Source organism: Nocardia sp. NPDC050435, from assembly GCF_040655395.1.
Lineage (GTDB): Bacteria > Actinomycetota > Actinomycetes > Mycobacteriales > Mycobacteriaceae > Nocardia.
The window spans coordinates 193,657-215,705 of sequence record NZ_JBFAJW010000010.1 but is presented as its reverse complement, the minus strand read 5'-3'; the positions used below and the strand labels follow the sequence as shown (position 1 = coordinate 215,705).

22 protein-coding genes are annotated in these 22,049 nt (G+C 70.5%); 8 read left to right on the top strand and 14 right to left on the bottom strand.

The features are described from left to right. Positions 1-41: 41 nt before the first annotated feature. Positions 42-524, bottom strand: a complete 483-nt coding sequence (locus tag AB0I43_RS29265; protein ID WP_356977065.1) for a nuclear transport factor 2 family protein — start codon at positions 522-524, stop codon at positions 42-44. Between the two features lie 242 nt (positions 525-766). Here AB0I43_RS29265 and AB0I43_RS29260 point away from each other — a divergent pair, with 242 nt between their 5' ends. Beyond that, positions 767-1,033, top strand: a complete 267-nt coding sequence (locus tag AB0I43_RS29260; protein ID WP_356977064.1) for a three-helix bundle dimerization domain-containing protein — start codon at positions 767-769, stop codon at positions 1,031-1,033. 3 nt (positions 1,034-1,036) lie between these two features. On the opposite strand, the gene AB0I43_RS29255 is transcribed toward AB0I43_RS29260, so the two are convergent. From AB0I43_RS29255 to AB0I43_RS29230, 6 genes are read right to left on the bottom strand one after another with little or no spacing between them, the layout of a single operon-like run. Continuing rightward, positions 1,037-2,068 (bottom strand): zinc-binding dehydrogenase, encoded by a 1,032-nt coding sequence (locus tag AB0I43_RS29255; RefSeq protein ID WP_357432961.1) that lies wholly within the window; start codon positions 2,066-2,068, stop codon positions 1,037-1,039. Next, the gene (locus tag AB0I43_RS29250) at positions 2,068-3,270 is read right to left on the bottom strand and encodes an LLM class flavin-dependent oxidoreductase (protein WP_357432960.1); all 1,203 of its coding nucleotides are present in this window, start codon (positions 3,268-3,270) and stop codon (positions 2,068-2,070) included. Before AB0I43_RS29250 ends, AB0I43_RS29255 begins: the two co-directional genes overlap by 1 nt. Before the next feature lie 25 nt (positions 3,271-3,295). Beyond that, a complete protein-coding gene (locus AB0I43_RS29245; protein WP_357432959.1) occupies positions 3,296-4,180 on the bottom strand; it encodes a VOC family protein in 885 nt (294 codons plus the stop codon). A 26-nt stretch (positions 4,181-4,206) separates the two neighbouring features. Then, positions 4,207-4,380, bottom strand: a complete 174-nt coding sequence (locus AB0I43_RS29240) for a hypothetical protein (RefSeq protein WP_356977059.1) — start codon at positions 4,378-4,380, stop codon at positions 4,207-4,209. Positions 4,381-4,427: 47 nt separating this feature from the next. After that, positions 4,428-5,558, bottom strand: a complete 1,131-nt coding sequence (locus tag AB0I43_RS29235) for a Rieske 2Fe-2S domain-containing protein (protein ID WP_356977057.1) — start codon at positions 5,556-5,558, stop codon at positions 4,428-4,430. 48 nt (positions 5,559-5,606) lie between these two features. Continuing rightward, the gene (locus AB0I43_RS29230; protein WP_356977055.1) at positions 5,607-6,137 is read right to left on the bottom strand and encodes a flavin reductase family protein; all 531 of its coding nucleotides are present in this window, start codon (positions 6,135-6,137) and stop codon (positions 5,607-5,609) included. Between the two features lie 257 nt (positions 6,138-6,394). Between AB0I43_RS29230 and AB0I43_RS29225 the strand changes: the two genes are divergently transcribed. The 3 genes from AB0I43_RS29225 to AB0I43_RS29215 all read left to right on the top strand — a co-directional run bounded on the left by AB0I43_RS29225 (position 6,395) and on the right by AB0I43_RS29215 (position 8,655). Then, positions 6,395-7,237 (top strand): IclR family transcriptional regulator, encoded by an 843-nt coding sequence (locus AB0I43_RS29225; protein ID WP_356977053.1) that lies wholly within the window; start codon positions 6,395-6,397, stop codon positions 7,235-7,237. Positions 7,238-7,310: 73 nt separating this feature from the next. Then, positions 7,311-7,934 carry a PadR family transcriptional regulator gene (locus AB0I43_RS29220; protein WP_356977051.1) on the top strand — a complete coding sequence of 208 codons (624 nt, stop codon included), beginning with the start codon at positions 7,311-7,313 and terminating at the stop codon, positions 7,932-7,934. A 10-nt stretch (positions 7,935-7,944) separates the two neighbouring features. Beyond that, positions 7,945-8,655, top strand: a complete 711-nt coding sequence (locus AB0I43_RS29215; protein WP_356977049.1) for a helix-turn-helix domain-containing protein — start codon at positions 7,945-7,947, stop codon at positions 8,653-8,655. Here AB0I43_RS29215 and AB0I43_RS29210 read toward each other — a convergent pair. Continuing rightward, positions 8,637-9,212: a dihydrofolate reductase family protein gene (locus AB0I43_RS29210; protein ID WP_356977047.1), complete on the bottom strand. Its 576-nt coding sequence runs from the start codon at positions 9,210-9,212 to the stop codon at positions 8,637-8,639. The genes AB0I43_RS29215 and AB0I43_RS29210 overlap by 19 nt on opposite strands. A 184-nt stretch (positions 9,213-9,396) precedes the next feature. On the opposite strand from AB0I43_RS29210, the gene AB0I43_RS29205 reads away from it, so the two are divergent. Then, positions 9,397-10,647: a bifunctional 3,4-dihydroxy-2-butanone-4-phosphate synthase/GTP cyclohydrolase II gene (locus tag AB0I43_RS29205; protein ID WP_356977045.1), complete on the top strand. Its 1,251-nt coding sequence runs from the start codon at positions 9,397-9,399 to the stop codon at positions 10,645-10,647. A 208-nt stretch (positions 10,648-10,855) separates the two neighbouring features. Next, the gene (locus AB0I43_RS29200) at positions 10,856-11,800 is read left to right on the top strand and encodes an expansin EXLX1 family cellulose-binding protein (RefSeq protein ID WP_357432958.1); all 945 of its coding nucleotides are present in this window, start codon (positions 10,856-10,858) and stop codon (positions 11,798-11,800) included. Positions 11,801-11,901: 101 nt separating this feature from the next. Here AB0I43_RS29200 and AB0I43_RS29195 read toward each other — a convergent pair whose 3' ends face one another. After that, positions 11,902-13,593, bottom strand: coding sequence for an FAD-binding dehydrogenase (locus AB0I43_RS29195; RefSeq protein ID WP_357432957.1), 1,692 nt, complete (start codon positions 13,591-13,593; stop codon positions 11,902-11,904). Beyond that, complete coding sequence (locus AB0I43_RS29190) at positions 13,590-14,228, bottom strand: TetR/AcrR family transcriptional regulator (RefSeq protein ID WP_356977040.1); 639 nt, start codon at positions 14,226-14,228, stop codon at positions 13,590-13,592. The genes AB0I43_RS29195 and AB0I43_RS29190 overlap by 4 nt, the downstream gene beginning before the upstream one ends. 417 nt (positions 14,229-14,645) lie before the next feature. Between AB0I43_RS29190 and AB0I43_RS29185 the strand changes: the two genes are divergently transcribed. Then, positions 14,646-15,242 carry a cutinase family protein gene (locus tag AB0I43_RS29185; protein ID WP_356977340.1) on the top strand — a complete coding sequence of 199 codons (597 nt, stop codon included), beginning with the start codon at positions 14,646-14,648 and terminating at the stop codon, positions 15,240-15,242. Between the two features lie 55 nt (positions 15,243-15,297). Here the strand turns inward: AB0I43_RS29185 and AB0I43_RS29180 are convergent, their stop codons facing one another. Beyond that, positions 15,298-17,307, bottom strand: a complete 2,010-nt coding sequence (locus AB0I43_RS29180) for an SDR family oxidoreductase (protein WP_356981157.1) — start codon at positions 17,305-17,307, stop codon at positions 15,298-15,300. Positions 17,308-17,633: 326 nt separating this feature from the next. Between AB0I43_RS29180 and AB0I43_RS29175 the strand changes: the two genes are divergently transcribed. Next, positions 17,634-18,122, top strand: coding sequence for a hypothetical protein (locus AB0I43_RS29175; RefSeq protein WP_356981156.1), 489 nt, complete (start codon positions 17,634-17,636; stop codon positions 18,120-18,122). Between the two features lie 4 nt (positions 18,123-18,126). Here AB0I43_RS29175 and AB0I43_RS29170 read toward each other — a convergent pair whose 3' ends face one another. The 3 genes from AB0I43_RS29170 to AB0I43_RS29160 all read right to left on the bottom strand — a co-directional run bounded on the left by AB0I43_RS29170 (position 18,127) and on the right by AB0I43_RS29160 (position 22,047). Continuing rightward, complete coding sequence (locus AB0I43_RS29170) at positions 18,127-19,239, bottom strand: glycosyltransferase (RefSeq protein ID WP_356981155.1); 1,113 nt, start codon at positions 19,237-19,239, stop codon at positions 18,127-18,129. Next, positions 19,236-20,588, bottom strand: a complete 1,353-nt coding sequence (locus AB0I43_RS29165) for a glutamate-1-semialdehyde 2,1-aminomutase (RefSeq protein ID WP_356981154.1) — start codon at positions 20,586-20,588, stop codon at positions 19,236-19,238. The genes AB0I43_RS29170 and AB0I43_RS29165 overlap by 4 nt, the downstream gene beginning before the upstream one ends. 169 nt (positions 20,589-20,757) lie before the next feature. Further along, positions 20,758-22,047, bottom strand: a complete 1,290-nt coding sequence (locus AB0I43_RS29160) for a GNAT family protein (RefSeq protein WP_356981153.1) — start codon at positions 22,045-22,047, stop codon at positions 20,758-20,760. Positions 22,048-22,049: the final 2 nt, after the last annotated feature.

Here is a 22,049-nt window from a genome sequence, read left to right as displayed (position 1 = left end):
CGCCACTACTGCCAAACTGGACCGATCTCCTGCCAATCGGCTCACTCCGTCGCCGCGGCGGCCCAGCGGTTCGTCAGCAGGTGGAAGCTCGGCGTGTCCGCCAGTGACTGCGACGCCTCGTAGATGCGCTGATAGCCGGTGGAGCTGATCCGCCACTGCCCGTCGGCGTCGCGGCGGTAGGCATCGGAGTAGTAGCCCGACCCCCGGATCAGCACCCCGTACTCGGTGGCGATCACCGTGTCCTCGAAAAGCCAGGAGCCGGTGGCGGTTTCACCGTCGACGTCGATCTCCGGCTGGCTGGCCACGTGGGTGGTGAGCACGCTCGGCCCGAGGTTCTGGCGCATGAACTCGACGATCGCGTCCCGTCCGTCGAACACCAGGGCCTTGCCGAGCGCGTGCGTGCCGTAGCGGCCCTGCGCGTCGACGGCGAGGGTGTCGGCGAACTCGTCCCACAGCTTCAGATCGAGGGTGCGGAAGTAGCGGTGCTTGAGCCGGCGGATGGCTTCGAGGGCGGCGAGATCCATCCGCTCAGGCTCGCACGCGCGGTGTGCGGCGACAACCGATCTCGCGACCCGGTTCCGGTGGTCAGGACGGCAGCTCGACTTGTGCGCTCCTCGTATGCTTCCCGACCCGGGGTCAGGTGAATGGGCGGTGAACAGTAGCTGTCGAGCAGAGGGAGAGCGCGCGACCGTGCGTGTCGCGGGGTACTCGCCGACTGGGCGCCCAGCACGGCGTCCGGAATTTCGTCCACGCCGAGGAGTCCGCCGTGACCGAGAGTCCCGCTTCCGCCACCCACACCGATGATCCCACCCTGGACCAGGGGATGGCGCTGCGTGTCGCCACGCATCGCCTGACCGAGGAATTCGGCGCCGACGTCGAGGAGACCGTGATCGGGGGTCTGCTCCGCGCGGCCTACGACCACCTCGCCGCCGACGCCAAGCTCGACAATTTCCTGCCGTTGCTGGCCGAGCGCTACACCCGCGAACTGCTCCGCGCGGCCGCGGAGCAGCGCGTCGGATCGCGCGCTAGTTGACCCTCAGCCGTTGGGCCGCACCAGGATCTGGATGTGGTCCTCGGGGTCGCGCAGCGCCGCCAGGGTGCCCGCGACCCCGTCCAGGCCCACCTCCGCGGTGATCAGCGCCGCGGCGTCGATGCTGCCCTCGGCGATCCGGCCCAGCGTGCGCGCGTACTCCTCGTGCGGGTAGACCATGCACATCTGCAGCGAGATGTCCTTGTAGATGCCGACGATCGGGCGGATCACGTCATCGCTCATCACCGCGCCCACCTGCAGGATGGTGGTCTCGCGCGGCACCTTGTAGAGCAGGTCGTTGAGCAGGCCCGGCACCGCGGCGCACACCCAGACGTGCAGCAGCTGACCGGATTCGGCGGCCGCGCGCCACACGTCCACCGGATCCCGCTCGGCCGGATCCACCACCTGGTGCGCACCCAGCCGCAAGGCCGTCGCGCGCCGCAGGGCCGAGGGATCCGAGGCGATGATCGGCGCGACGCCGCGTTCGGCCAGCGCCGCCACCACGCCGAGTCCGACGGGACCGCAGCCGATCACGATGCCGGTGCCGCCCGGGCCGATGCCGGTGCGCGCCACGTTGCCGTAGCCCACCGCCAGCGGTTCGGTCAGCGCGGCGACCTGCGGCGGCACGTGCTCCGGAATCGGTTCCAGGGCCATGGCCTGCAACACCATTCGCTCGCCGTAGCCGCCGGGGAAGTCGTTGGAGAAACCGACGCCGTGCACCCGGCCCGCGTGATCGACCGCCCAGGGCAGGGCGACGACCAACTGCCCCTCGGTGTGCGGCGTGTCCGGGCCCGCCGCGAGCACGCGCGCCGCGATCTCGTGGCCCAGCACCAGATCCCGGCCCGGGTCGAATTCGAAGGTCGACACCCCGCTGTCGCGGGAGGCCTGCAAGAAGTCCTCGGTGTGGTCCAGGGCCTGCTTGTCGGACCCGCAGATGCCGCAGGCCACCGTTTCCACCAGCACCTGGCCGGGTCCGGGCACCGGGTCGGGTACCTCGTCGACGATCAGCGCGCCCGCGCGCAGCACCACGGCCCGCATCAGGCGCCCGTCCCGTCGTCCAGCGCGGTGGCCAGCGCCTGCCCGTGCTGCTCGAAGGCGCTCTGGATCCCGGCGGTGAGCCCGCCGATCATCCGCTCGCTGTTGGCGTGCGCCCGCTCCAGCGACGCGACGCGATTGCGGTTGGCGCGGGTGAAGTGCGGAATCACCTGTTCGGCGAACAACTTCGCCGAACGCCGCGTGGCGTCCCAGTCCGCGACATTGAGCCCGAGCAGCAGGAAGGTGCCGAAACCGCCGGACTGCTCGGCGAGCTTCTCGATCGTGGCGATGGCGTCCTCGGGCGTGCCGATGGTGGCGCGGCCGAAGGCCGGGAAGCCCTCGCCGGTCCACTGCCGCACCGCGGCGCCGGCGGAGGTGTGCCAGGGCGCACGTCGGCCGCTGAGCTTCTCGATGTAGTCGACCAGATGCCCGACGCCCCACTCGGCCTCGCGCATCGCCTGTTCCCGGGTTTCGGCCAGGTGCATGGGCGCGACGAGCCGCCATCGAGATCGGTCCACGGTGTGGCCGTGCTCGGCCATGGTCCGGGTGTAGACCTTCCAATTCGGCAGCAGCGCCTCGTAACCGGACGGATCCGAGGCGGCCAGCGACAGCAGGCCCGCGCCGTGGCGGCCGGCCAGCACCGCGCCCGAGGGCGACATGGTGGACGCGACCGCCAGTTCCAAGCCCTCGGGCCGGTACGGCAGCAGCTGCAAACGGGCTTCCTCGAGGTGATACCACTGTGTCCGCGCCGTCACGGTCTCCCCGCGCAGCAGGCGCACCAGCACGCCCATGGACTCGTGCATCATCTCGCGCTGGCGCACCGGGTCGATGCCCATCATGGCCGCGTCGGTGGCCAGCTGGCCGGGGCCCACGCCCATCATGGCGCGGCCCATGGTCAGGTGATCGAGCAGGCACAGCCGGTCCGCCAGCATCATCGGCTGGTGGTAGGGCAGCGAGTTCACTCCGGTGCCGAGCCGGATCTGCCGGGTGCGCTGGGCCGCCGCGGCGAGGAAGACCTCGGGCGCGGCGATGATCTCCAATCCCGCCGAATGGTGTTCGCCGATCCAGGCTTCGGTGTAGCCGAGCTGATCGGCCAGCTCCACCAGGGCCAGATCGCGGTGGATCTGCAAGGTGGGGTTGCCGGTCAGCGGGTGGTAGGGGGCGATGAAGAATCCGAACCGGGTCGGTCCGTGCTGCTCGCTCAATTCAGTTGTCCTCACTCGTACTACATCACCGGGACCAGTCGTGGCCCCAGTAGCTGTCGGCGGTGATCTCCTCGGCCGTGTAACTGTCTTCGTCGACCTGCACGCCCTCGGTGCCGAACTCCAGATCCCAGCCGCCCGGGGTGCGGACGTAGAAGGAGATCATCTTGTCGTTGGTGTGCCGGCCCAGCGTCGAGGACAGGTGATATCCGGCCTTGCCGACCCGGTCCAGGGCGCGGCCCACGTCGTCGAGCGAGTCGACCTCGACCATGATGTGCACCAGTCCCGAACCCTCCTGGCCGCCGGAGGGAATCAGCGCCAGGCTGTGGTGGCGGCGGTTGACGCCGAGGAAGCGCACCCGCATCGGCCCGTACTCCGGCGGCGTCGGCAGCCGGAACGCGCCGCGCGGCCGGAACCCGAGCACGTCGGTGTAGAAGTGGAAGGCGGCGTCGAGATCGGGCACCGGTAGTACGGCGTGCCCGAGCCCCAATCCCTCGGTGACGAACCGGTTTCCGTGCTTGCCGACGACGGGGGAGTGGTCGAGCACGGGTCCGTGGAACACCTCGACGGTGGTGCCGGCGGGATCGGTGAAGCTGATCGCCTGCTCCACCCGGCGGGCGTCGGCCTGCTCCAGCGAGAGCGCGGTGACCTCGAGGCCGAACTCCTCGACGGCGGCGCGCACCCGGGCGAGCGCCCGGTGATCGCGGACCTCCCAGCCGATCGCGAGCACCTTGTCGGTCTCGCCGGGCACCAGCTCCAGGCGCGCGGCCCGCTCGTCCATGCGCAGGTAGACCGCGTCCGGATCGGGGCCGCTGCCGGGCGCGAAACCGATGACGTCGAAGGCGAATTCGCGCCAGGCGTGCGGGTCGCGCACGGCCACCCGCACGTAGCCGAGCGAACTGATCAGAGCCATGGGTGGATCCTTTGCGAGAGAGGCGTTCACAGGAGGTCCTGCTCACGGGTGTGCAGGCCCAGCGCGCCCGCGGTGACGGCGTTCTCGATGCTGCGGCGCAGGGCCAGGCAGCCCTGGAAGGGGCCGGCCTGTGCCTCGGCGCAGGTGCGGGCGGCGGCGCCGGTCCACTGCACGCTGGTGTGGGCGGGGCTGAATTTCACGACCCCGACTCGGTTTCCGCAGGTGTGACAGCTGACGACGGCCATGGTCAGGCGTGCTGCCGCGCGGCGAGATTCTCGGCGACCTCGGCTTCCCACGCGGTCACCGCGCGGGTGGTGTCGACCTCGAATTCGAAACGGTCGGTCATCTTGTCGTCGATGTCGGCGACATCCCGGTAGAACTGTTCGTACCACCGGCGCAGCTGGTAGACGGGGCCGTCCTCCTCGCACAGCAGCGGATTGTCGATGCGGGTCTTGCGTTTCCAGATCGCGACGTCCTGTTCGAAGCCGCGGCCCAGGCCGCCCGCGAAGCGCACCGCCATGGCGTCGGCCTCTTCCGGCGAGAGACCGGGCCGCTTCTTCACGATCGCGCCGTACTGCAGGACGAACTTGGTCGGCGTGACCGGGTAGTGGCAGTTGATCAGCACGGCTTCGACGGTCGCGCCGTGGGATTCGTTGACCAGGTTGTCGATCATGTAGGAGGGGCCGTAGTAGTGCGCCTCGGAGTGCAGCACGTTCTCGCCGCCGGCTTCGCGGGCCAGCTCGCCCTGGATGTCCGCGCGCCCGATCGAGGTCATGTACTGGCTGGCGACGTGGCCCTCGAAGACGTTCTTGAAGTAGGTGGGGAAGGCGAAGTGCACGTAGAAGAAGTGCGCCATGTCGACCACGTTGTCGATGACCTCGCGGCAGTTCGCGCCCTCGATGACGATCTCGTTCCAGGTCCAGTCGCTCCACTCGTCGCTGAACGCGCCCTCGATCCGCGGGATCGCGACCTCGTCCGGCGGCGGATTGCCCTCCGGGTCGTTCCAGACGAAGAGCTGCTTGTTCTGCTCCAGCGTGGGCCAGGCCTTGGTGCGGGCCAGCGGCGGCACCCGGCGCGCGTAGGGGATGCCGGCGCAGCGGCCGTTGCCCTTCCAGCGCCAGTCGTGGAACGGGCAGGCCAGGGCATCGCCCTTGATGGTGCCGTCGCCGAGGTTGCCGCCCATGTGGCGGCAGTAGGCGTCGAGCACGTTCAGCGTGCCGTCACCGGCGGCGAAGACCACGAGCTCGGTACCGAAAGCCGTGATCGTGTGCGGCTTCCCGTCGCGGAAGGAATCCGCGAGGCCGAGGCAGTGCCAGCCGCGGGCGTACCGTTCGGGCGGCGCGCCGGTGTCGATCACGCGTACCTGATCGTCGGTCATGATGTGTTTCCTCCGAAGGTATTTCGGTCAGGTCTATGACTGGCTGGGTTATTTCGATGCTGCGACCGCCGGCCGGGTACCGGTAGCCGGGGTCTCACTCATCGGGCCGCGCTCCAGGCGCTCGAAGGCCGAGCGATAGAACAGCAGCGGTGCGGCTTCGCGCTGCTCGCCGAGCGTGCTGACGTGCCCGACGACGATGGTGTGGTCACCGCCGTCCACCTCCTGGGCCAGGGTGCAATCGATCCAGGCCAGCGCACCGGCGAGCAGCGGCGAACCGTTGGGGGAGCGGGTCCAGTCCAGCCCCGCGAATTTGTCTGCGCCGCTGCGACTCAGCTGCCGGCACACCGCTTCCTGATCCTCGGCGAGGATGTTCACGCAGAACCGCCCGACCGTGCGGATGCGCGGCCAGGTGGTCGAACTGCGAGCCGGAAAGATCGCGACGGCGAGCGGATCCAGCGAGAGGGCGGAGAACGATTGGCAGGCGAACCCGAGCGGGAGGTCGCCGTCGGAGGCGGTGACGGCGGTGACGCCGGTGCAGAACCGGCCGAGGACGGCCTTGAAGTCGAGGTCGACGGCCATGTGGCTGCCATCCTTTCACGACGAAGTTTCGACTAGACATATTCCGTTTCGCCATGAAAGTAAGCTGTGACCTCGAAGGGGTGTCAAGAACGGATTCCGGCTACCGAGAAGATCCGTAGCGATCTACGTAGTTTCCGGGATTCGTCGTCCCGCCCGGGTCGGCACTGTGATGGGGGACACAACAGGGAGTGCCGAAACCGCACATGCCTAGTCGAAATACTCCTAAGCTTGGACGCGCTACACCACTGGAGGTAACCATGACGGTCGAGATGCTGACCCATCCCGAGTCCGGCGAAGCATGGACGGGCACGGGTCGAGCGGCCGCCAAACCGGCGCAACCGCCGGTGTCCATGATCGAGCGAATGACGTTGATACTGGACGCTTTCGACGGTTCCACGCCGACTCTCACACTGCTCGGACTGGCCGAACGCACCGGCCTGCCGCGCTCCACGGTGCACCGCATCCTGGACCAGATGATCCGGCTGCGCTGGCTCGCGCACGCCCCGGGCGGCTACCGGCTCGGCATGCGCACCCTGGAGCTCGGCGGACTCGCCGCCGACCACAACGAGATTCGCGACGTGGTGAGTCCGCTGCTGCACGATCTCGCGCAGCGCACCGGCATGGTCGGCCACCTCGGCGTGCTCGACGGCCGCGAGGTGCTCTACCTGGACAAGGCCGGCGGCCGCGGCACCGCGAACGTGCCCACCCGGCTGGGCGGCCGAATGCCCGCGCACAGTACGGCTTTGGGCAAGGCGCTGCTGGCCTCGCTGGAACCGAGCATCATCGAGGCGTCCTTCCGGGATCCGCTACCCCAGCTGACCTCCCGAACCATCTGCGACAGAGGCGAACTGCACCGCGAGCTGGCCCGGATCCGGCATCGCCAGGGTGTGGCGGTGGACAACGAGGAAGCGGTGGCGGGCATCGCCTGCGTCGCGGTGCCGGTGCGCGGGCGCGGCGCGGCCGTGGCGGCGCTCTCGCTGACCGCCCAGATCACCGGGGAGCGAACGGCTCTGGACACCGCGCGCCTGGCGCGCGTGCTCGTGGAGGTCGCCCACGAGGCCGGGCGCAGCCTGTTCCCGAGGCATGCGCGGTGGCGCTGACCAGATTTTCCTGGCCAGGAATATGCCTGGCCGATATAGTCCGGTTCGTGAGTGCGAGAACCCAGGCGGGGCGATGAGTGACGCGAAGGTGCCGGAGCTGCCCACCACGAGCTGGGCGGTGCTCGGAATGCTCTCGCACGCCGAGGAACTATCGGGTTACGACCTGAAGAAGTGGGCCGACTGGAGCCTGCAGTTCTTCTACTGGAGCCCGTCGTTCAGCCAGATCTACGCCGAACTCAAGCGCCTGGAGAAGCACGGCTACGCCACCTCGCGCACCGTGCTCCAGGACGACGGCGTACGCGGCAAACGCATGTACGCCATCACCGCCGCCGGTCGCGCGGCCGCCGCGCAGTGGGTCAACCACGCGCCGGTCGAGGCGCCGGTGCTCAAGCACAGCGTGATGTTGCGCGCCTGGCTCGGCCATCTCGCCGAGCCCGAGCGCCTGCGCGAGATCCTCACCGAGCACATCGGCTACGCCGAGCGCATGCGCAAGCTGGCCGAGGTCGACGCCGAAGGCGCGGAGGAGAATCCGGACTGGGCCTACCCGGGGGCGGTGCTGCGCTGGTGCGTGCGGCACTACGAGGCCGAGCGCGAGTTCGCCGAGGCGCTGCTCGCCGACGTCGCCAAGCTGGCCGAGGGTGCGCCCCGGCGCCCGGCGAAAGGCAAGGGCCGCAGGGCGGCCGCCCCGGCGAATTAGACTGCCGAGAGTGGGATTGCAGTTCGAGACCCGTGGGTCCGATTCGCCGTGGGTCGATCTGGTGTGGACCTGCCGCAGCGAACAGGACGCGGAGATGACCTCCGTGGCGACCGAGACCGTGGGCCTGGTGTTCTGGGTCCAGGACGGTGCGTTCGCCGCCGCCGTCACCGGTCCGGAAAGCCGGTGCGGCACCGCGCCGATCCCGCAGGGCGCGGATTTCGTGGGCCTGCAATTCGCCGTCGGCACCGTGCTGCGCCCGGTCCCCGCGTCCACGCTGGTCGACGCCGGCCTGGTGCTGCCGGACGTCACCGCGCGCGGGTTCTGGTTCGACGGCGCGCGGTGGGAGCTGCCGGGCCCGGACGATATCGAGGCGCTGGTCGAGCGGCTGGTCCGCGCCGGAGTGCTGGACCGGGACCCGCTGGTCGCCGCCGCGCTGCGCGGTCAGCGTCCGGCCGGCGCCGAGCGCACCCTGGAGCGCCGCTTCCGCTCCTCGACCGGCCTCACCCAGGGGGCGGTGCGCCAGATCGGCCGGGCCCGCTCTGCGGCGCTGCTGCTGAGCGCGGGCGAGGACACCGGCGACGTGGTCGACAAGCTCGAGTTCTACGACGAGCCGCACCTCGCCCGCGCGCTGCGGCGCTATGTCGGACGGACCGCGCGGCAGCTGCGCGAGGGCACCGGCGGTGTGCTGGCGCTGGATCCGGCTCAGCGCACGACGTCGTAGATCAGCTTGGTCACGCCGTTGCGGTAGGACTCCGACTCGCGCAGCTGCAGCTGCCGCGCGTCCCGGTCCGTCCGGCTGAACAGGCTCTTGCCCGCGCCCAGCAGCACCGGGAAGACGAGCAGGTTGTACCGGTCGATCAGGTCGGCGTCGGCCAGGCGCCGGGCCAGCTCGGCGCTGCCGTGGATGAAGATGCCGCCGCCCTCGGTCTGCTTGAGCGCCGCGACGTCCTCGATCGAGCGCAGGATCGTGGTCGGGCCCCACCCCGCTGTCAGCTCGTCCTCCTTCAGGCCGGTGGACAGCACGTACTTGGGCAGTTCCTGGTAGGCGAGGTGATCCTCGGAGTCGCGCCAGTACGGCGCGAACGCCTCGTAGCTGCGGCGGCCGAACAGCAGCGCCGTGGTGTCGGCGAGCTCGTCGCCCTTGAGCGAGTAGGCCTCGGGCACGAACTCGGTCCGCATCACCCAGCCGCCGCTGCGGTGGCCCTCGGCCTCGCCGCCGGGCGAGTCCACGACGCCGTCGAGGGACATGAAGCCGGTGTAGACCAATTCGCGTGTCACTGTGTTCCTCCTGGATTCGGGCCGTTCGGTCGGCCGTGGCGCTCGGTGCGCCGTTGTGCAGCAGCCTATGGCCGGGGCCGCGCCACCGTCTTGGACAGAACCGACACGGAGCGTCGCCACTGAGCGGGACGCCCTCTTCACACGCTCGGTAGGAATATTTCTACTAGGCATATAGGAGGTGGTCATGCGGACCGAAATCGGGCAACACCGGGTACTGGACTCGATCGAGACGGCCCTCGCCGCGATCGCGGCGGGCCGGCCGGTCGTGGTGGTCGACGACGAGAACCGGGAGAACGAGGGCGATCTGGTGCTCGCGGCCGCGCTGGCCACACCGGAGACCGTCGCCTTCATGGTGCGCCACACCAGCGGGGTGCTGTGCGCGCCGATGACCGGCGGCGATCTGGACCGGCTGTGCCTGCCGCCGATGACCGCGGTGAACGAGGATCCGAAGGGGACCGCGTACACCGTGTCGGTGGACGCCGCCGACGGGGTGAGCACCGGCATCTCGGCCGCCGACCGCGCGCGGACCGTCCGGTTGCTGGCCGACGCGCGCACCGGCGCGGCCCAGCTGACCCGGCCGGGCCACGTGTTCCCGCTGCGCGCCGATCCGGACGGCGTGCTCGGGCGCCCCGGCCACACCGAGGCGGCCGTGGATCTCACCCGGCTCGCGGGCCTGCCGCCCGCCGGGGTGATCGCCGAGATCGTGCGCGACGACGGCTCCATGGCGCGGCTGCCGGAGCTGCGGGAGTTCGCCCGGACGCACGAGCTGCCGATCATCTCGATCGCCGACCTGATCGACTATCGCCGGCGCCGGGAACCGGCCCTGCGCCGGATCGTCGAGACCCGGCTGCCCACCCGCTTCGGCGAATTCCGGGTCCTCGGCTACCGCGACGGCGCCGGAACCGAAACGCTGGCACTGGTTTTCGGCACCCCGGGCACGGACGGCGTGCTGGCCCGCTTGCACTCGGAATGCCTGACCGGCGACGCGCTCGGCTCGTTGCGCTGCGATTGCGGCGACCAGCTCGACGCCGCGCTGCGGATGGTCGCCGAGGCGGGCAGCGGGGTGGTGGTCTACCTGCGCGGGCAGGAGGGCCGGGGCATCGGCCTGCTGAACAAGCTGCGCGCCTACGAACTGCAGGACCAGGGTGCGGACACGGTGGAGGCCAACCTGGCGCTCGGATTGCCGGTGGACGCCCGTCGCTACGACGTGGGCGCGCAGGTACTCGCCGATCTCGGCATCCGCTCGGTGCGGCTGCTCAGCAACAATCCGGCCAAGCAGGCGGGGCTGGAAGACCACGGCATCGCGGTCCTGCACCGGGTTCCGTTGCAGGCGACGCCCACCGAGCACAACATCCGCTACCTGCGCGCCAAGCGCGATCGGATGAATCATCAGCTGACGGAGACGGAAGCGGTGGCCGAGCGGGTCCCCTCCTGAGTTACGGAGCCGACGGCGGTTCGGCTTGGTGGAGGTTTTCCGGTTTTCGGCGCACGGCCACCGGTGATTTGCCGCAAGATTGCCGACTCGTGGACGTTTCAGAATGAAGTATTTCCGTTCCCGGCGTAAGCGGTGCGGCGTGCTGGTTTGCTGATGCGGGTCAGGATGGAGAGTCCGCAGCTGGGTGAGCCGGAAGCCGGGGACAGCGGTGCACCGAATACCTCTGAGGCAAGATCATTTTCGCGCGGGCTCGGCGTGGGCGGCGCTGGGCGTGCTGCTCGCCGTGGTCGGCGTCGTCGTCTGGGTGGCGCGGCCGGAGTCGACCACCTGTGAGACGGCGCGCACGGCCACCGACGCCATGGCCACCACCGCTCCGATGGCCGCGCCGGTCAGCAGCTCCGGCGTCGCGACCAAGCGGGTCACGCCGCCGCCCACCTCGACGCCGTCCTCGGCGGTGCCGGGGGAGGCGCGCTACTACTCGTTCACCCCGGGCGTGGCCTGCTCCTATCCCGACCTGCCGCTGGACGGCTTCTACGCGGGCATCTCCACCCACGAGTACGGCGTCGCCGACCTGTGCGGCGCCTACCTCGACGTGCACGGGCCGCAGGGCGACGTCCGCGTGCTCATCGCCGATCGCTGCCCCGGCTGTGCCCCGGGGCAACTGGATCTGAGCGCCGCCGCCTTCGAACGGATCGCCGACCCGGCCCAGGGCGTCACGGGCATCCGCTACAGCGTGGTGCGCGACCCCGACCCGGCGCCCGAAATGATCTACGAGGTCAAACCCGATTCCTCGGACGTCTGGCTCGCGGTGCTGTTCAGTAACACCGGAAATCCGCTGCGGCAGGTGGCGATCCGCTCGTTCGAGAGCGAACAGTGGCGCGAACTGACCCGCGGTCCCGACAACCACTGGACCATCAGCAGCGCCGGCCCGGGCCCCTTCGCCGTCCGCGTCACCGACCTCTACGACCACTCCACCGACATCTACGGCCTCACCCTCGAACCCGGCCCGCACCTGAGCGGCGCCCGCCTCTACACCAACGAGCCCGCGCCGGAACCCACCACCACGACCCCGCCGCCGGTGCCCACCCCACCCGCCGCCCCGGCCGCCCAATCCAATTCGGTTGCGGCGCTGACCGAATGCAAGGCCCACTGACCCGACCGGGACCCACCCGCGGGTCGGCCTCGGTGCCGCATGCATCGACCCCGCTGTATCCGGCGCGCGGCGCGAAAAGCGCTGCGCGCCGGACTGTCTGATCAGCGGTCGCCGAGCTGGGCCGCCAGAGCGCGGCCGGCGGCGCGGCCGGAGAAGATGCAGCCGCCGAGGAAAGTGCCCTCGAGCGCGTTGTAGCCGTGGACGCCGCCGCCGCCGAAGCCGGCCACCTCGCCCGCCGCGTAGAGACCGGGGAACGCGGTGCCGTCCGGGCGCATGACCTGGGAGTCCAGGTTGGTCTGGAGGCCGCCCAGGGTCTTGCGGGTGAGGATGTTGAGGCGGACCGCGATCAGCGGGCCGGCGGCCGGGTCCAGGATGCGGTGCGGCTTGGCGACGCGACCGGCCTTGTCCCCGAAGTACTGGCGGGCGTTGGTCATCGCCATCAACTGGCTGTCCTTGCTGAACTTGTTGCCGATCTCCCGGTCGCGCGCGACGATCTGGCGCTCCAGGGTGTCGTAGTCCAGCCGCGGCCCGCGCGCGATCTTGTTCATGCCCTCGACCAGCTCGTGCAGGGTGTCGGCGACCACGAAATCCGCGCCGTGCTGCTTGAACGCCTCCACCGGGCCGGGCGCGCCCTTGGCCACCCGGCTCTTGAGGGTGAGCTTGAGGTCCTTGCCGGTGATGTCGGGGTTCTGCTCGGAGCCCGAGAGCGCGAACTCCTTCTCGATGATCGACTGGGTGAGCACGAACCAGGAGTAGTCCTCACCGGTCGCGAGGATCTCCTTCATCGTGGCGTTGGTGTCGAAACCGGGGAAACACGGTGCGGGCAAACGTTTTCCGTTCGCGTCGAACCACATCGAGGAGGGGCCGGGGATGATCCGGATGGCGTGATCGGGCCAGATCGGATCCCAGTTCATGATGCCCTCGGTGTAATGCCACATCCGGTCCCGGTTGACGATCGCGCCGCCGGCCGCCTCGGTGATGCCGAGCATCCGGCCGTCCACGTGCGCGGGCACGCCGGAGATCAGGGTCTGCGGGCAGGGGCCGAGCCGGTCGACGGGCCAGTTGCGCCGGATCAGGTCATGGTTGTGGCCGATGCCGCCGGAGGTGACGACCACCGCCTGGGCGCGGAACTCGAACTCGCGCAGCACTTCCCGGGACGACGCCGCGCCCCGGGGGAGATCGGAGTCGGCCAGCACGCTGCCCGCGACGCCGACCACCACGCCGTCCTCGACGATCAATTCGTCCACCCGGTGCCGGAAGCTGAAGCCCACCAGCCCGTTTCGCTCGGCTTCCAGCACCGGTTCGGCGAAGACCCGCACCACCTCGGGCCCGGTGCCCCAGGTGAGATGGAAGCGCGGCACCGAGTTGCCGTGCCCGTCGGCGAAGCCGCCGCCGCGCTCGGCCCAGCCGACCAGCGGCGTCACCCGGAGGCCGAGATCGTGCAGGTAGTCCCGCTTCTCGGTGGCGGCGAACCGCACATAGGCCTCGGCCCACTGCCGCGCCCAGTGATCCTCGTCGTCGCGATCGAAGCCGGCCGAGCCCAGCCAATCCTGCAGCGCCAGTTCGTAGGAGTCGTGGATGCCGAGGCGGCGCTGCTCGGGGCTGTCGACGTAGAACAGCCCGCCCAGCGACCAGAACGCCTGCCCGCCCAGGTTGTTGCTGTTCTCCTGGTCCAGCAGGTGCACCTTGCGGCCCGCCTTGCTCAGCTCGTACGCGGCCACCAGTCCGGCCAGGCCCGCGCCGACGACGATGACCTCGGCCGCCTCGGCGAACTCGGGGCTGCAGTTCTTCATTTCGATCCTTCGGGAGAGGGGGTGCTGTAGGCCAGCACCACGTGACAGAAAAGGTCGATGCGCCGCCGCCGGACCCGGCGGCTGCGCGGTTCCATCAGCACCTGGACGGCCGTGCCGTCGTGCACGGCGACCAGGGCCTGGCCGAGCGCGGCCGGGTCTGGCACGGCGCGCCCGACCCGGGCCAGCGCGGCCACGATGGTGGGGATGAGCGCGGTGACGATGGCCTGCTCACGCGCGGCCATCACCCGGCGCAGCGCGGGGTTGCGCAGCGCGTGCGCGGTGAACTCGGCGGTGATGCGGAACCACGCCTCGTCCAGCGGCACGGCGCGGACCAGGCGTTCGACCGCGGCAGCGATGTCCTCGGTGCCCTCGACGGAGATGTCGTCGAGGGTGGCGCGCACGTCGGCGAGCAACTGCGCCGACCGCTGTTCCCACATGGCCAGGAACAGCTCGTCCAGTGAGGTGAAGTTCGAGTAGAACGCGCCCCGGGTGAATCCGGCCCGCTCGCACACCCGCTCCACCGAGGCGCGGCCGAAGCCCTCCTCGGCGAACACCTCGTAGGCGGCCGTGAGCAGGCGGTTCCTGGTCTCCACCCGTCTTCGGGTGAGGCGGGGTGCGCCCGTCGCCGACGCCACAATCGATCCTCCTCGCGACTCGATACAGAACCGTATTCAATACAGAAATGTATCAGACGTCAAGACCCCGGCCCTCGAAGCTGTGTGTTTGCCAGTTGCCGTATAACTATCCGGCGACATCTACTCCAGCCGTGCATAATTCGGGCCGTGACTGCCGAGAGACCCTGCTGTGACCTGGAATTCGACGCGGCTGATATGCGCGGAGACAACGATTGCGTGCCGGGCTGGTCTCGCTTGACTCGGATTGCTTGACGGTCGCTCCGCCGATTCTTACCTTCGCGGATATACGGCCGAGTACTTGTCACCGACAATCGTCACTCGGCCGCTCACAACGGCGTGAGTTGGGTGATCACAATGGAAATCCGGAAGTATCTTCGCTTCGAAAGGTGGCGGTCGGCAGGAGCATTCGCAGTGCTGATGTTCACGGCCGGGATCGCGACGGCGGGTCTGGGAGCGACGGCGGGGGCGAGTCCCTGCACCGCGGTGGAGGTGGTGGTCGCCCGGGGCACCCACGAACCCGGATGGCTCGGCGCCGCGGTCGGCGACCAGCTGTACGGCGCACTGCGGCAGGCGCTTCCGGTCTCCTCGGCCGCCTACTCGGTCAACTATCCGGCGGACCTGATGGTGCCCACCTCGATCAGCGACGGCACCCGCGATCTGGCCGCGCACCTGGAGCACCAGGCGGCGATGTGCCCGGATCAGCAGTTCGTCCTGGTCGGCTACTCGCAGGGTGCGCTCGTCGTGCACGGCGTGCTCGGCACGGGAAATATCAACGCGCTCGGCGGTATTCACCGGCTGCCCGAGTGGGTCGGACCGCGGGTGGCGGCGGTCCTGCTCTTCGGCGACCCGAACCGCCTGACCGGCTGGGGCCTGCCGGGCGACTACGGCTGGCGCAGCGGAAACTACTGCACCGCAGGCGATCCGGTCTGCGGAGCGGGCGCCGACTGGCCCGCGCACGGCGAATACGGCTGGGCGATCCGGGTGGCGGCGGCGTTCGCGGCGGGCCGGATCTAGACCGGACCGGGAAATCCGGGAAGTGGGGTCGGCGCCGGCCGACCCCACTGCTGTGTCACCAGTGCAGTCCCGGAATCACCCTGGTCACCCGCGCGGCGGGCGTGGGCAGGGCCATCAGCGGCAGCAGCACCGGGGCGAGCGCGGTGAGCGCGCCGCGCGAGGGGCCCGGCGTGCTCTCGGTCTTCGGCGTAACGCCCTGTGCCGCACGGGATTCCCCGAACATCCGGTAGCCCTGATGCAGGATCGAGCGCTTCACCGAGGGCAGCAGCACGTCGACCGCCTGGGCGAAGGTGCCGACGGGGGTATCGATGCGGTGCGGGCGCTGCTCGAGCGCGCGCAGCACGATGGCCGCGGCCTGATCCAGATCGTGCACCGGCAGCGACCGGTAGAGGTCGGTCGGCGCGATCATCGGAGTGCGCACCAGCGGCATCCGCACCGAGGTGAAGGTGATGCCCGCGTCCCGGTTCTCGACCGCGGCGATATCGGAGAAATTGTCCAGGGCGGACTTGCTCGCCACATAGGCCGCGAAGCGCGGCACCTTCGTCTGCACCGCGATCGAGGAGATGTTGACGACGTGGCCGAAGCGCCGCGCCCGCATGGACGGCAACAGCGCGAGGATCAGCCGGACCGCGCCGAAGTAGTTGACCGCCATGGTGCGCTCGAAGTCGTGCATCCGGTCGGTGGAGTTGACGACCGAGCGCCGGATCGACCGACCGGCGTTGTTGACCAGGTAGTCGACATGGTCGTGGTCGTGCAGCACGGTCTTGACCAGCAGCTCGACCGCTTCGGGGTCGGTGATGTCGCACGGGTGGGCGAAGGCCGAACCGCCCTCGGCGCGCACGGATTCCACCGCCGCCTCCAGGTCCTCGCGGCCGCGCGCGACCATGAGGACGGTGGCGCCGCGCCGGGCGACGGCGTGCGCGCTGGCCAGCCCGATCCCGGAGGACGCGCCCGTGATCAGCACGACCCGCCCGGCGAAGGGATCGCCGGCGAGGGGCCGGTCCCGGTCCGGATCCAGGTTCTCGCGCCAGAACCGCCACAGCCGCTCGGCGTAGCTGTCGAAAGACGGCACCGTCAGGCCGGAGTCGCGCAGCTGCGCGCGGGTCGAGTCGGCGACGAACTCGGCGGTGAAGCCGACGTGCGGTGCCACCGCGGCCGGAATCCCGGCCTGTTCGAACAGGAAATCGCGGACGGCCGGCACGCCCGGCAGGTGTGCGAGCCCGTGCAGCGCGCGCCCACTGCCGGGCAGCACTCCGATGCCGGTGGGCCCGCCCGCGGCGTCGGCCAAGGCGCGATACACCTCGGCGAAGGGCTGCGGCTCCGGGTTGACCAGGTGGAACGTGCGCCCGTCCAGGCCGGGCCGGCGCACCAGCTCGACCATCGCCGCCGAGACGTAGTCGACCGGAACGATATTGGTGGCGCCCAGATCCGGCAGCGGCATCGGGAGCTCGGCGGGCAGGCCGGCCAGCTTCGCGATGGCGGGGAAGAAGTAGTAGGGGCCGTCGATCTTGTCCATCTCGCCGGTGCGGGAATCGCCGACGACGATCGCCGGGCGGTACACCCGCCAGCGCAGCCCCGTCGCATCGCGGACCAGCTTCTCGGCCGCGAACTTGGTGCGGTGATAGGGCGAGGTCAGGCGCTGGCCGAGGTCGAAATCCTCCTCGAAGAACTTGCCCTTGTGATCCCCGGCGACCGCCACCGAGGACACGTGGTGCAGCACCGCGCCGAGGCGGCGCGCCAGCGCGATGACCGCCGCGGTGCCCGCGACGTTGGCCGCGTGCGCGGTGGCCTCGTCGGCGGTCATGTCGTAGACCGCGCCCAGGTGCACCACGTGATCGGCCGCGGGCGGGTTGTCGCGCAGGCCCAGGTTGTCCGCGGTGAGGTCGCCGTGCAGGGCGAAGACGCGTTCGCCGCCGTGCCAGCCCGCGGCCAGTTCGCCGAACTTGGCCCGCGATGCCTCGCGGATCAGCACATGCACGATCGCCTCGGGTTCGGCGTCGAGCAGGCCCTGCACGAATCGCCGTCCGAGAAATCCGGTACCGCCCGTAACGATGTAGGAAACCATCGCTCCTCCTGCTTTGTCGTAATCGTCTGTGGCACAACGCCGATCCGACATGCAGCCTTGGATGCGGATGAGAGAAGCCGGACGAACATGTTCATCCCGACTGATTAGAAACTGTAATAGCCGCGACGGGTTTCCGGCAAAACGACGCGGTGTGGAACTGGTCACCCCGTACGCCCAGGTCAGGGGGTATATGTGACAGGGTTTCGCAGTTACCGCGCGTGCGGGAAACTTCCTGCGGCGGAGGAGAAACCGCCGATGCCGCGCCCGGTCGCCGTAGACTGGGCGATCGGCGGGCGGGTGGTCCGTTCGCGTCGGGTGGTTCGGCGGTGGCGGTGGTGTACGGGGCCTCGACAACGTATCGGCAGTCGCACGCGAGTCTGCTCGACTACTGGTTCTGCCTGGCCGTCGGCGTCGTGTTCGCCGGGGGCGGCGGCCTGGTCGTGCTCTCCGCGCTGGCCGCGGTCGCCGACCGCACGAACCCGTCCTTCGATCACTTCGGCGCCGCGTTCGGCGGGGTACTCGGCCTGCTGTGGACGGCGCTCGGTCTGGGCAGCCTCTGGCTGGCTCGCGAAATCCTGCGCACCACAACGCGGCTCGTGCTCACCGCCACCGGTCTCACGTACCTGCACGAGGGCGTCGCCACCAGCTACACCTGGCCCGAGATCGCCCTCATCCACGCCACCGCGACCCACCTCACCATCCTCCCCGGCATCCGCGCACCGCACACCATCGCCCTGGCCGCCCTGCGCGCCACCCCCGACGCCCTCCTGGGCACCATCCGGCACTACTGCCCGAGCGTGACCATCACCCGGTGACCCGTCAGCTGGCCAGCACCGCCTCCACCGTGCGGTCGATCCGGTTGCGGAACGTGGTGGGGGAGAAGCCGAGCGCGTGCTCGCGGATGGTGGCGGGGTCGTAGTCGCCGGGAGTGAAGGCCGTCATCGCCTTCGCGAACCCCTCGATGACGGCGTCGTCGGGACCGTGCGGGACATGCGCGCCGCTGCGGCCGGGCAGCACGGTATCCAGCGCGCCGCCTTCGCCGACGGCGATGACGGGCGTCCCGCAGGCCATGGCCTCGACCGGGACGATGCCGAAGTCTTCGACGCCGGGCATGAGCAGCGCGCGGGCGCGCCGGTAGGTGTCGAGCAGGACCTCGGACGGGGCGGCGCCGAGGAAGGTGGTCTCGGGGCCGGCGATGGCCTCCAGGTGCGGGCGGAAGCGGCCCTCGCCCAGCACGACCAGGCGCACCCCGGCCTGCTGCGCGGCCCGGATGGCGAGGTCGGCGCGCTTGTAGGGGACCAGGCGACCGGCGTAGAGGAAGAAATCCTCGCGGGGGACGGTGGCGTCGGGGGTGAAGCGTTCGACGTGCACCGGCGGATTGACGACCGAGGCGGTCAGGCCCCACCAGTCGTGCACGCGCTCGGCGACGGCGCGGGAGTTGGCGATGACGTGGGTGAGGTGCAGGGCCGCGCGGAGTTCGTTGCGACGGGCGAACTCGCCGAGCACCGACAGCGCGGCCTGCCCGGCGCGCCCGCCCGCCTCCTGCGCGCGGAAAGCCGGATCCCAGGCCCAGCGGGCGGGGCTGTGCACGTAGGCGATGGTGGGTGCGTCGGTGGCGAAGACGGCCTGGGTGGCGAAGGCGAAGTGACTGATGAGCACCGCGTCGAAGCGGCCGCGCAGCGGCAGTGTGCGCAGCGCGCGCGGCACGAACGGCAGCAGCGGCGCATGCGAGCGGCGGCCGAGCGCGGAGTGCGCCTTGCTCAGCCAGGTGTCGTGCACCGTGTGCAACGGCGGCCGGACGCTGTCGGGTTCGACGATGGGCGCGAAAACCTCCGCGCGCGGCCAGTTCTCGAAGAACTGGGCCACGCAGGTCTCCGAGCCGCCGAGCTCGGTGAAGCGTTCGTGCACGATCGCCATGCGCGGAGAACTCATCGGGATTCCAATCTTCGCGGCGCCGCGTGGCGGCGAATGGCCGGGGCGACCGGCCGGCCGATCAGCAGACCTTCGACGCTGTTCTGTTCCAGGGCTTTGCGGTAAACGGCGGCGGCCTCCCGGCAGGCGGCCACCGTCTCGGCGACGTCGGCCGCGGTGTGCGCGGCCGAGGTGACGAAGGACTGCCCGAGGACACCGCGTTCCAGCAGCTCCTGCAGGAACAGCGTCCGGAACGCCTGGGACGGCTGCCCTTCGGCGTCGCGGGTCGTGAAGATCAGGCAGGAGGGCCGCCCGAGCACGCGCAGGTGCTCGCCGATGCCGAATTCGGCGGCCACCGCGTTGACGCCGCCCGCCAGCATCGCCCCGGCCTGCTCCATGCGCGCGATCGGGTCGCCGGTGGCGTATTCGCGCACCACGGCGCGGAAGGCCGCCAGCGAGGCCGTCTCCGGACCGTGCGTGGTGGACAACAGGAACACTCGCTCCCGGTCGGTGCCCAGGCCGCCCAGTTCCATGTACTCGCGTTTGCCCGCGAGCGCCGACAGCGGAAAACCGTTGCCCATGGCCTTGCCCCAGCAGGACAGGTCCGGCCGCACCCCGTAGACGGCCTGCGCGCCGCCCGCCGCCCAGCGGAAGCCGGTGATCATCTCGTCGAAGACCAGCAGCGCCCCGTGCTCGTCGCAGAGCGCCCGGACCCCCTCCAGGAAACCGGGTTCCGGCTCGGCGAGCGCCGTGGCCGCCTCCAGCACCACCGCGGCGACCGGGGCCGCCTGGAGTGCCGCGCGCAGGGAGGGCAGGTCGTTGTAGCGGAATTTCACGGTCTGCTCGGCGGCGGGGATGCCCGCGTTCATCTCGGTGGTCCCGATGAACCAGTCGTCCACGGAGAAGAAGGGCTGGTCGCAGATCGCGAGGACGCTGCGCCCGGTCGCCGCGCGCGCCAGCCGCACCGCCGCGGTGGTGGCATCGGAACCGTTCTTGGCGAACTTCACCATGTCCGCGCCGGGCACCAGCTCCAGGAAGTCCTGCGCGGCAAGCAGTTCCAGCTCGGTGGGCCGACTGAAGCTGACGCCGTCGGCGATCGTCCGGGTGACGGCCTCGAGCACCGGGGCGAACCCGTGCCCGAGGGTGACCGACCGCAGCCCCATTCCGTACTCGACGTAGCTGTTGCCGTCGACATCCCAGACCCGCGCGCCCTGCCCGCGCACCAGGATCGGCGCCCTCCACTCGGGGTACTGGTCGGAGCCGCGCGCGTAGGTGTGCGCACCGCCGGGGACGAGGTCGTGCAGCCTGGCCTGTAATTCGGTGCTGCGGGTGAAGCGGCGGGAGTGTTCTTCGCTGGGCGCAGGTTGCATGAGAGGTTCCTTCGGCTGTGGAATACACACGCGCACACTCGAATGCCCGCATCGCCAATCGCATTGTGCGCGAAGGATCTACGGATCACTGTAAACCCGTCGGCTGCGGCTGTCTTTTCGTTACCGCGTCGTTGCCTACCTGGGTGAACGGGCGCGCGGCCGACCGAGTTCATACGGGAGCGGTGACGGCCCAGAGATCGTGGTCGGCCCGGCGTCCGGTGAGCGCCACGAAATCTCGCATCCGCCCCTCCCGCGTCATCCCGATCCGCTCGGCGATCGCCGCGGACCCCGTGTCGGCCGGCTCGATCTCGGTCGCGATCCGGCGCAGCCCGAGCGCGCCGAGCCCGTGCGCCACCAGCAGCCGCAACACCGTCTCGCGCACGTGGTCGCGCGGCGGCTCCACCCACACGAAGACGCGCGCGTTCCGGTCGAACATGTCCAGCTCGAAGAGCCGGGCCTCGCCCGCGAACACCCCGTCCACCTCGATCGCCAGCACCAATCCGGTGGGTGAGCGCAATCCCGCCCGCGTGCGCAGGAATTCGCGGATCCACCGCGCGTGGCTGTGCCGCGCGCGCCACTGCTCGGCCGCGACCTCCGGGGCTATCCGCTCCCGGGCCCGGACCCGGCAGTCACGCCACCGCGCCCAGTCCGAGAGCTGTCGGGTGCGGACCACGATCCCGGGTGCGGCCGGGTCGCTCAGGCGCACCCCGGGCGGCGCGCGCAACGGGTCCAGCCGGTGCAGCGCACGGCCCGCGTAGTAGCGGGCGGTGGCGGCGGCCACGGCGGTGCGGCCGAGGGTGCCCGGGTCGTCCTCGGGGGCGGGCAGCGGCGCGTCGCCGGAGTGCCGCGCGATCCAGTTCGCGGTCGCGCCCTCGGGCGGCAGATCCGTGGCCAGGATCGCCCAGAGGTCGTGGTCGCGCCGCCGGCCGCCGGCGTCGAAGTAGTTCGCCATCAACGCTTCCCGCCGCATGCCCAGCGCCGCGGCGCCGGCCGCCGTGCCCTTGTTGGCGGGGGAGATCGGCGCGGTGATCCGGTGCAGCCCCGCGCGGCCGAAGCCGAAGTCCAGCATCATCGCGACGGCGAGGCCGCCGATGCCGTGCCGGGCCAGCCGCGCGTCCACCCAGATCCCCAGCTCCCCGGTCCCGGCGGCGAGCGAGCCCAGCTCGATCTGCCCGGCCAGGTGGCCGTCCACCTCGATCACCAGGCCGAGCCCGCGGCCGGCCCGGGCGTTCGCGCGACAGTCGAGAACCTCGCGCACCCAGAGCTTTCCGGTGTGCCGATCGGCCCAGGCCAGCGGTGAGCTGGTCCAGAACGGTTCGATGTGGCGCTGGTCGCGCAGCCGGATGCGCCGCCACCGGGCGTAGTCGTCGATCCGCGGCGGGCGCAGCCGCACCGTCGCGGAGTGCAGCTGCCGCGGACCCAATCGGATCCGGGACAGCGGTAAATCACCGTCGGGCACTG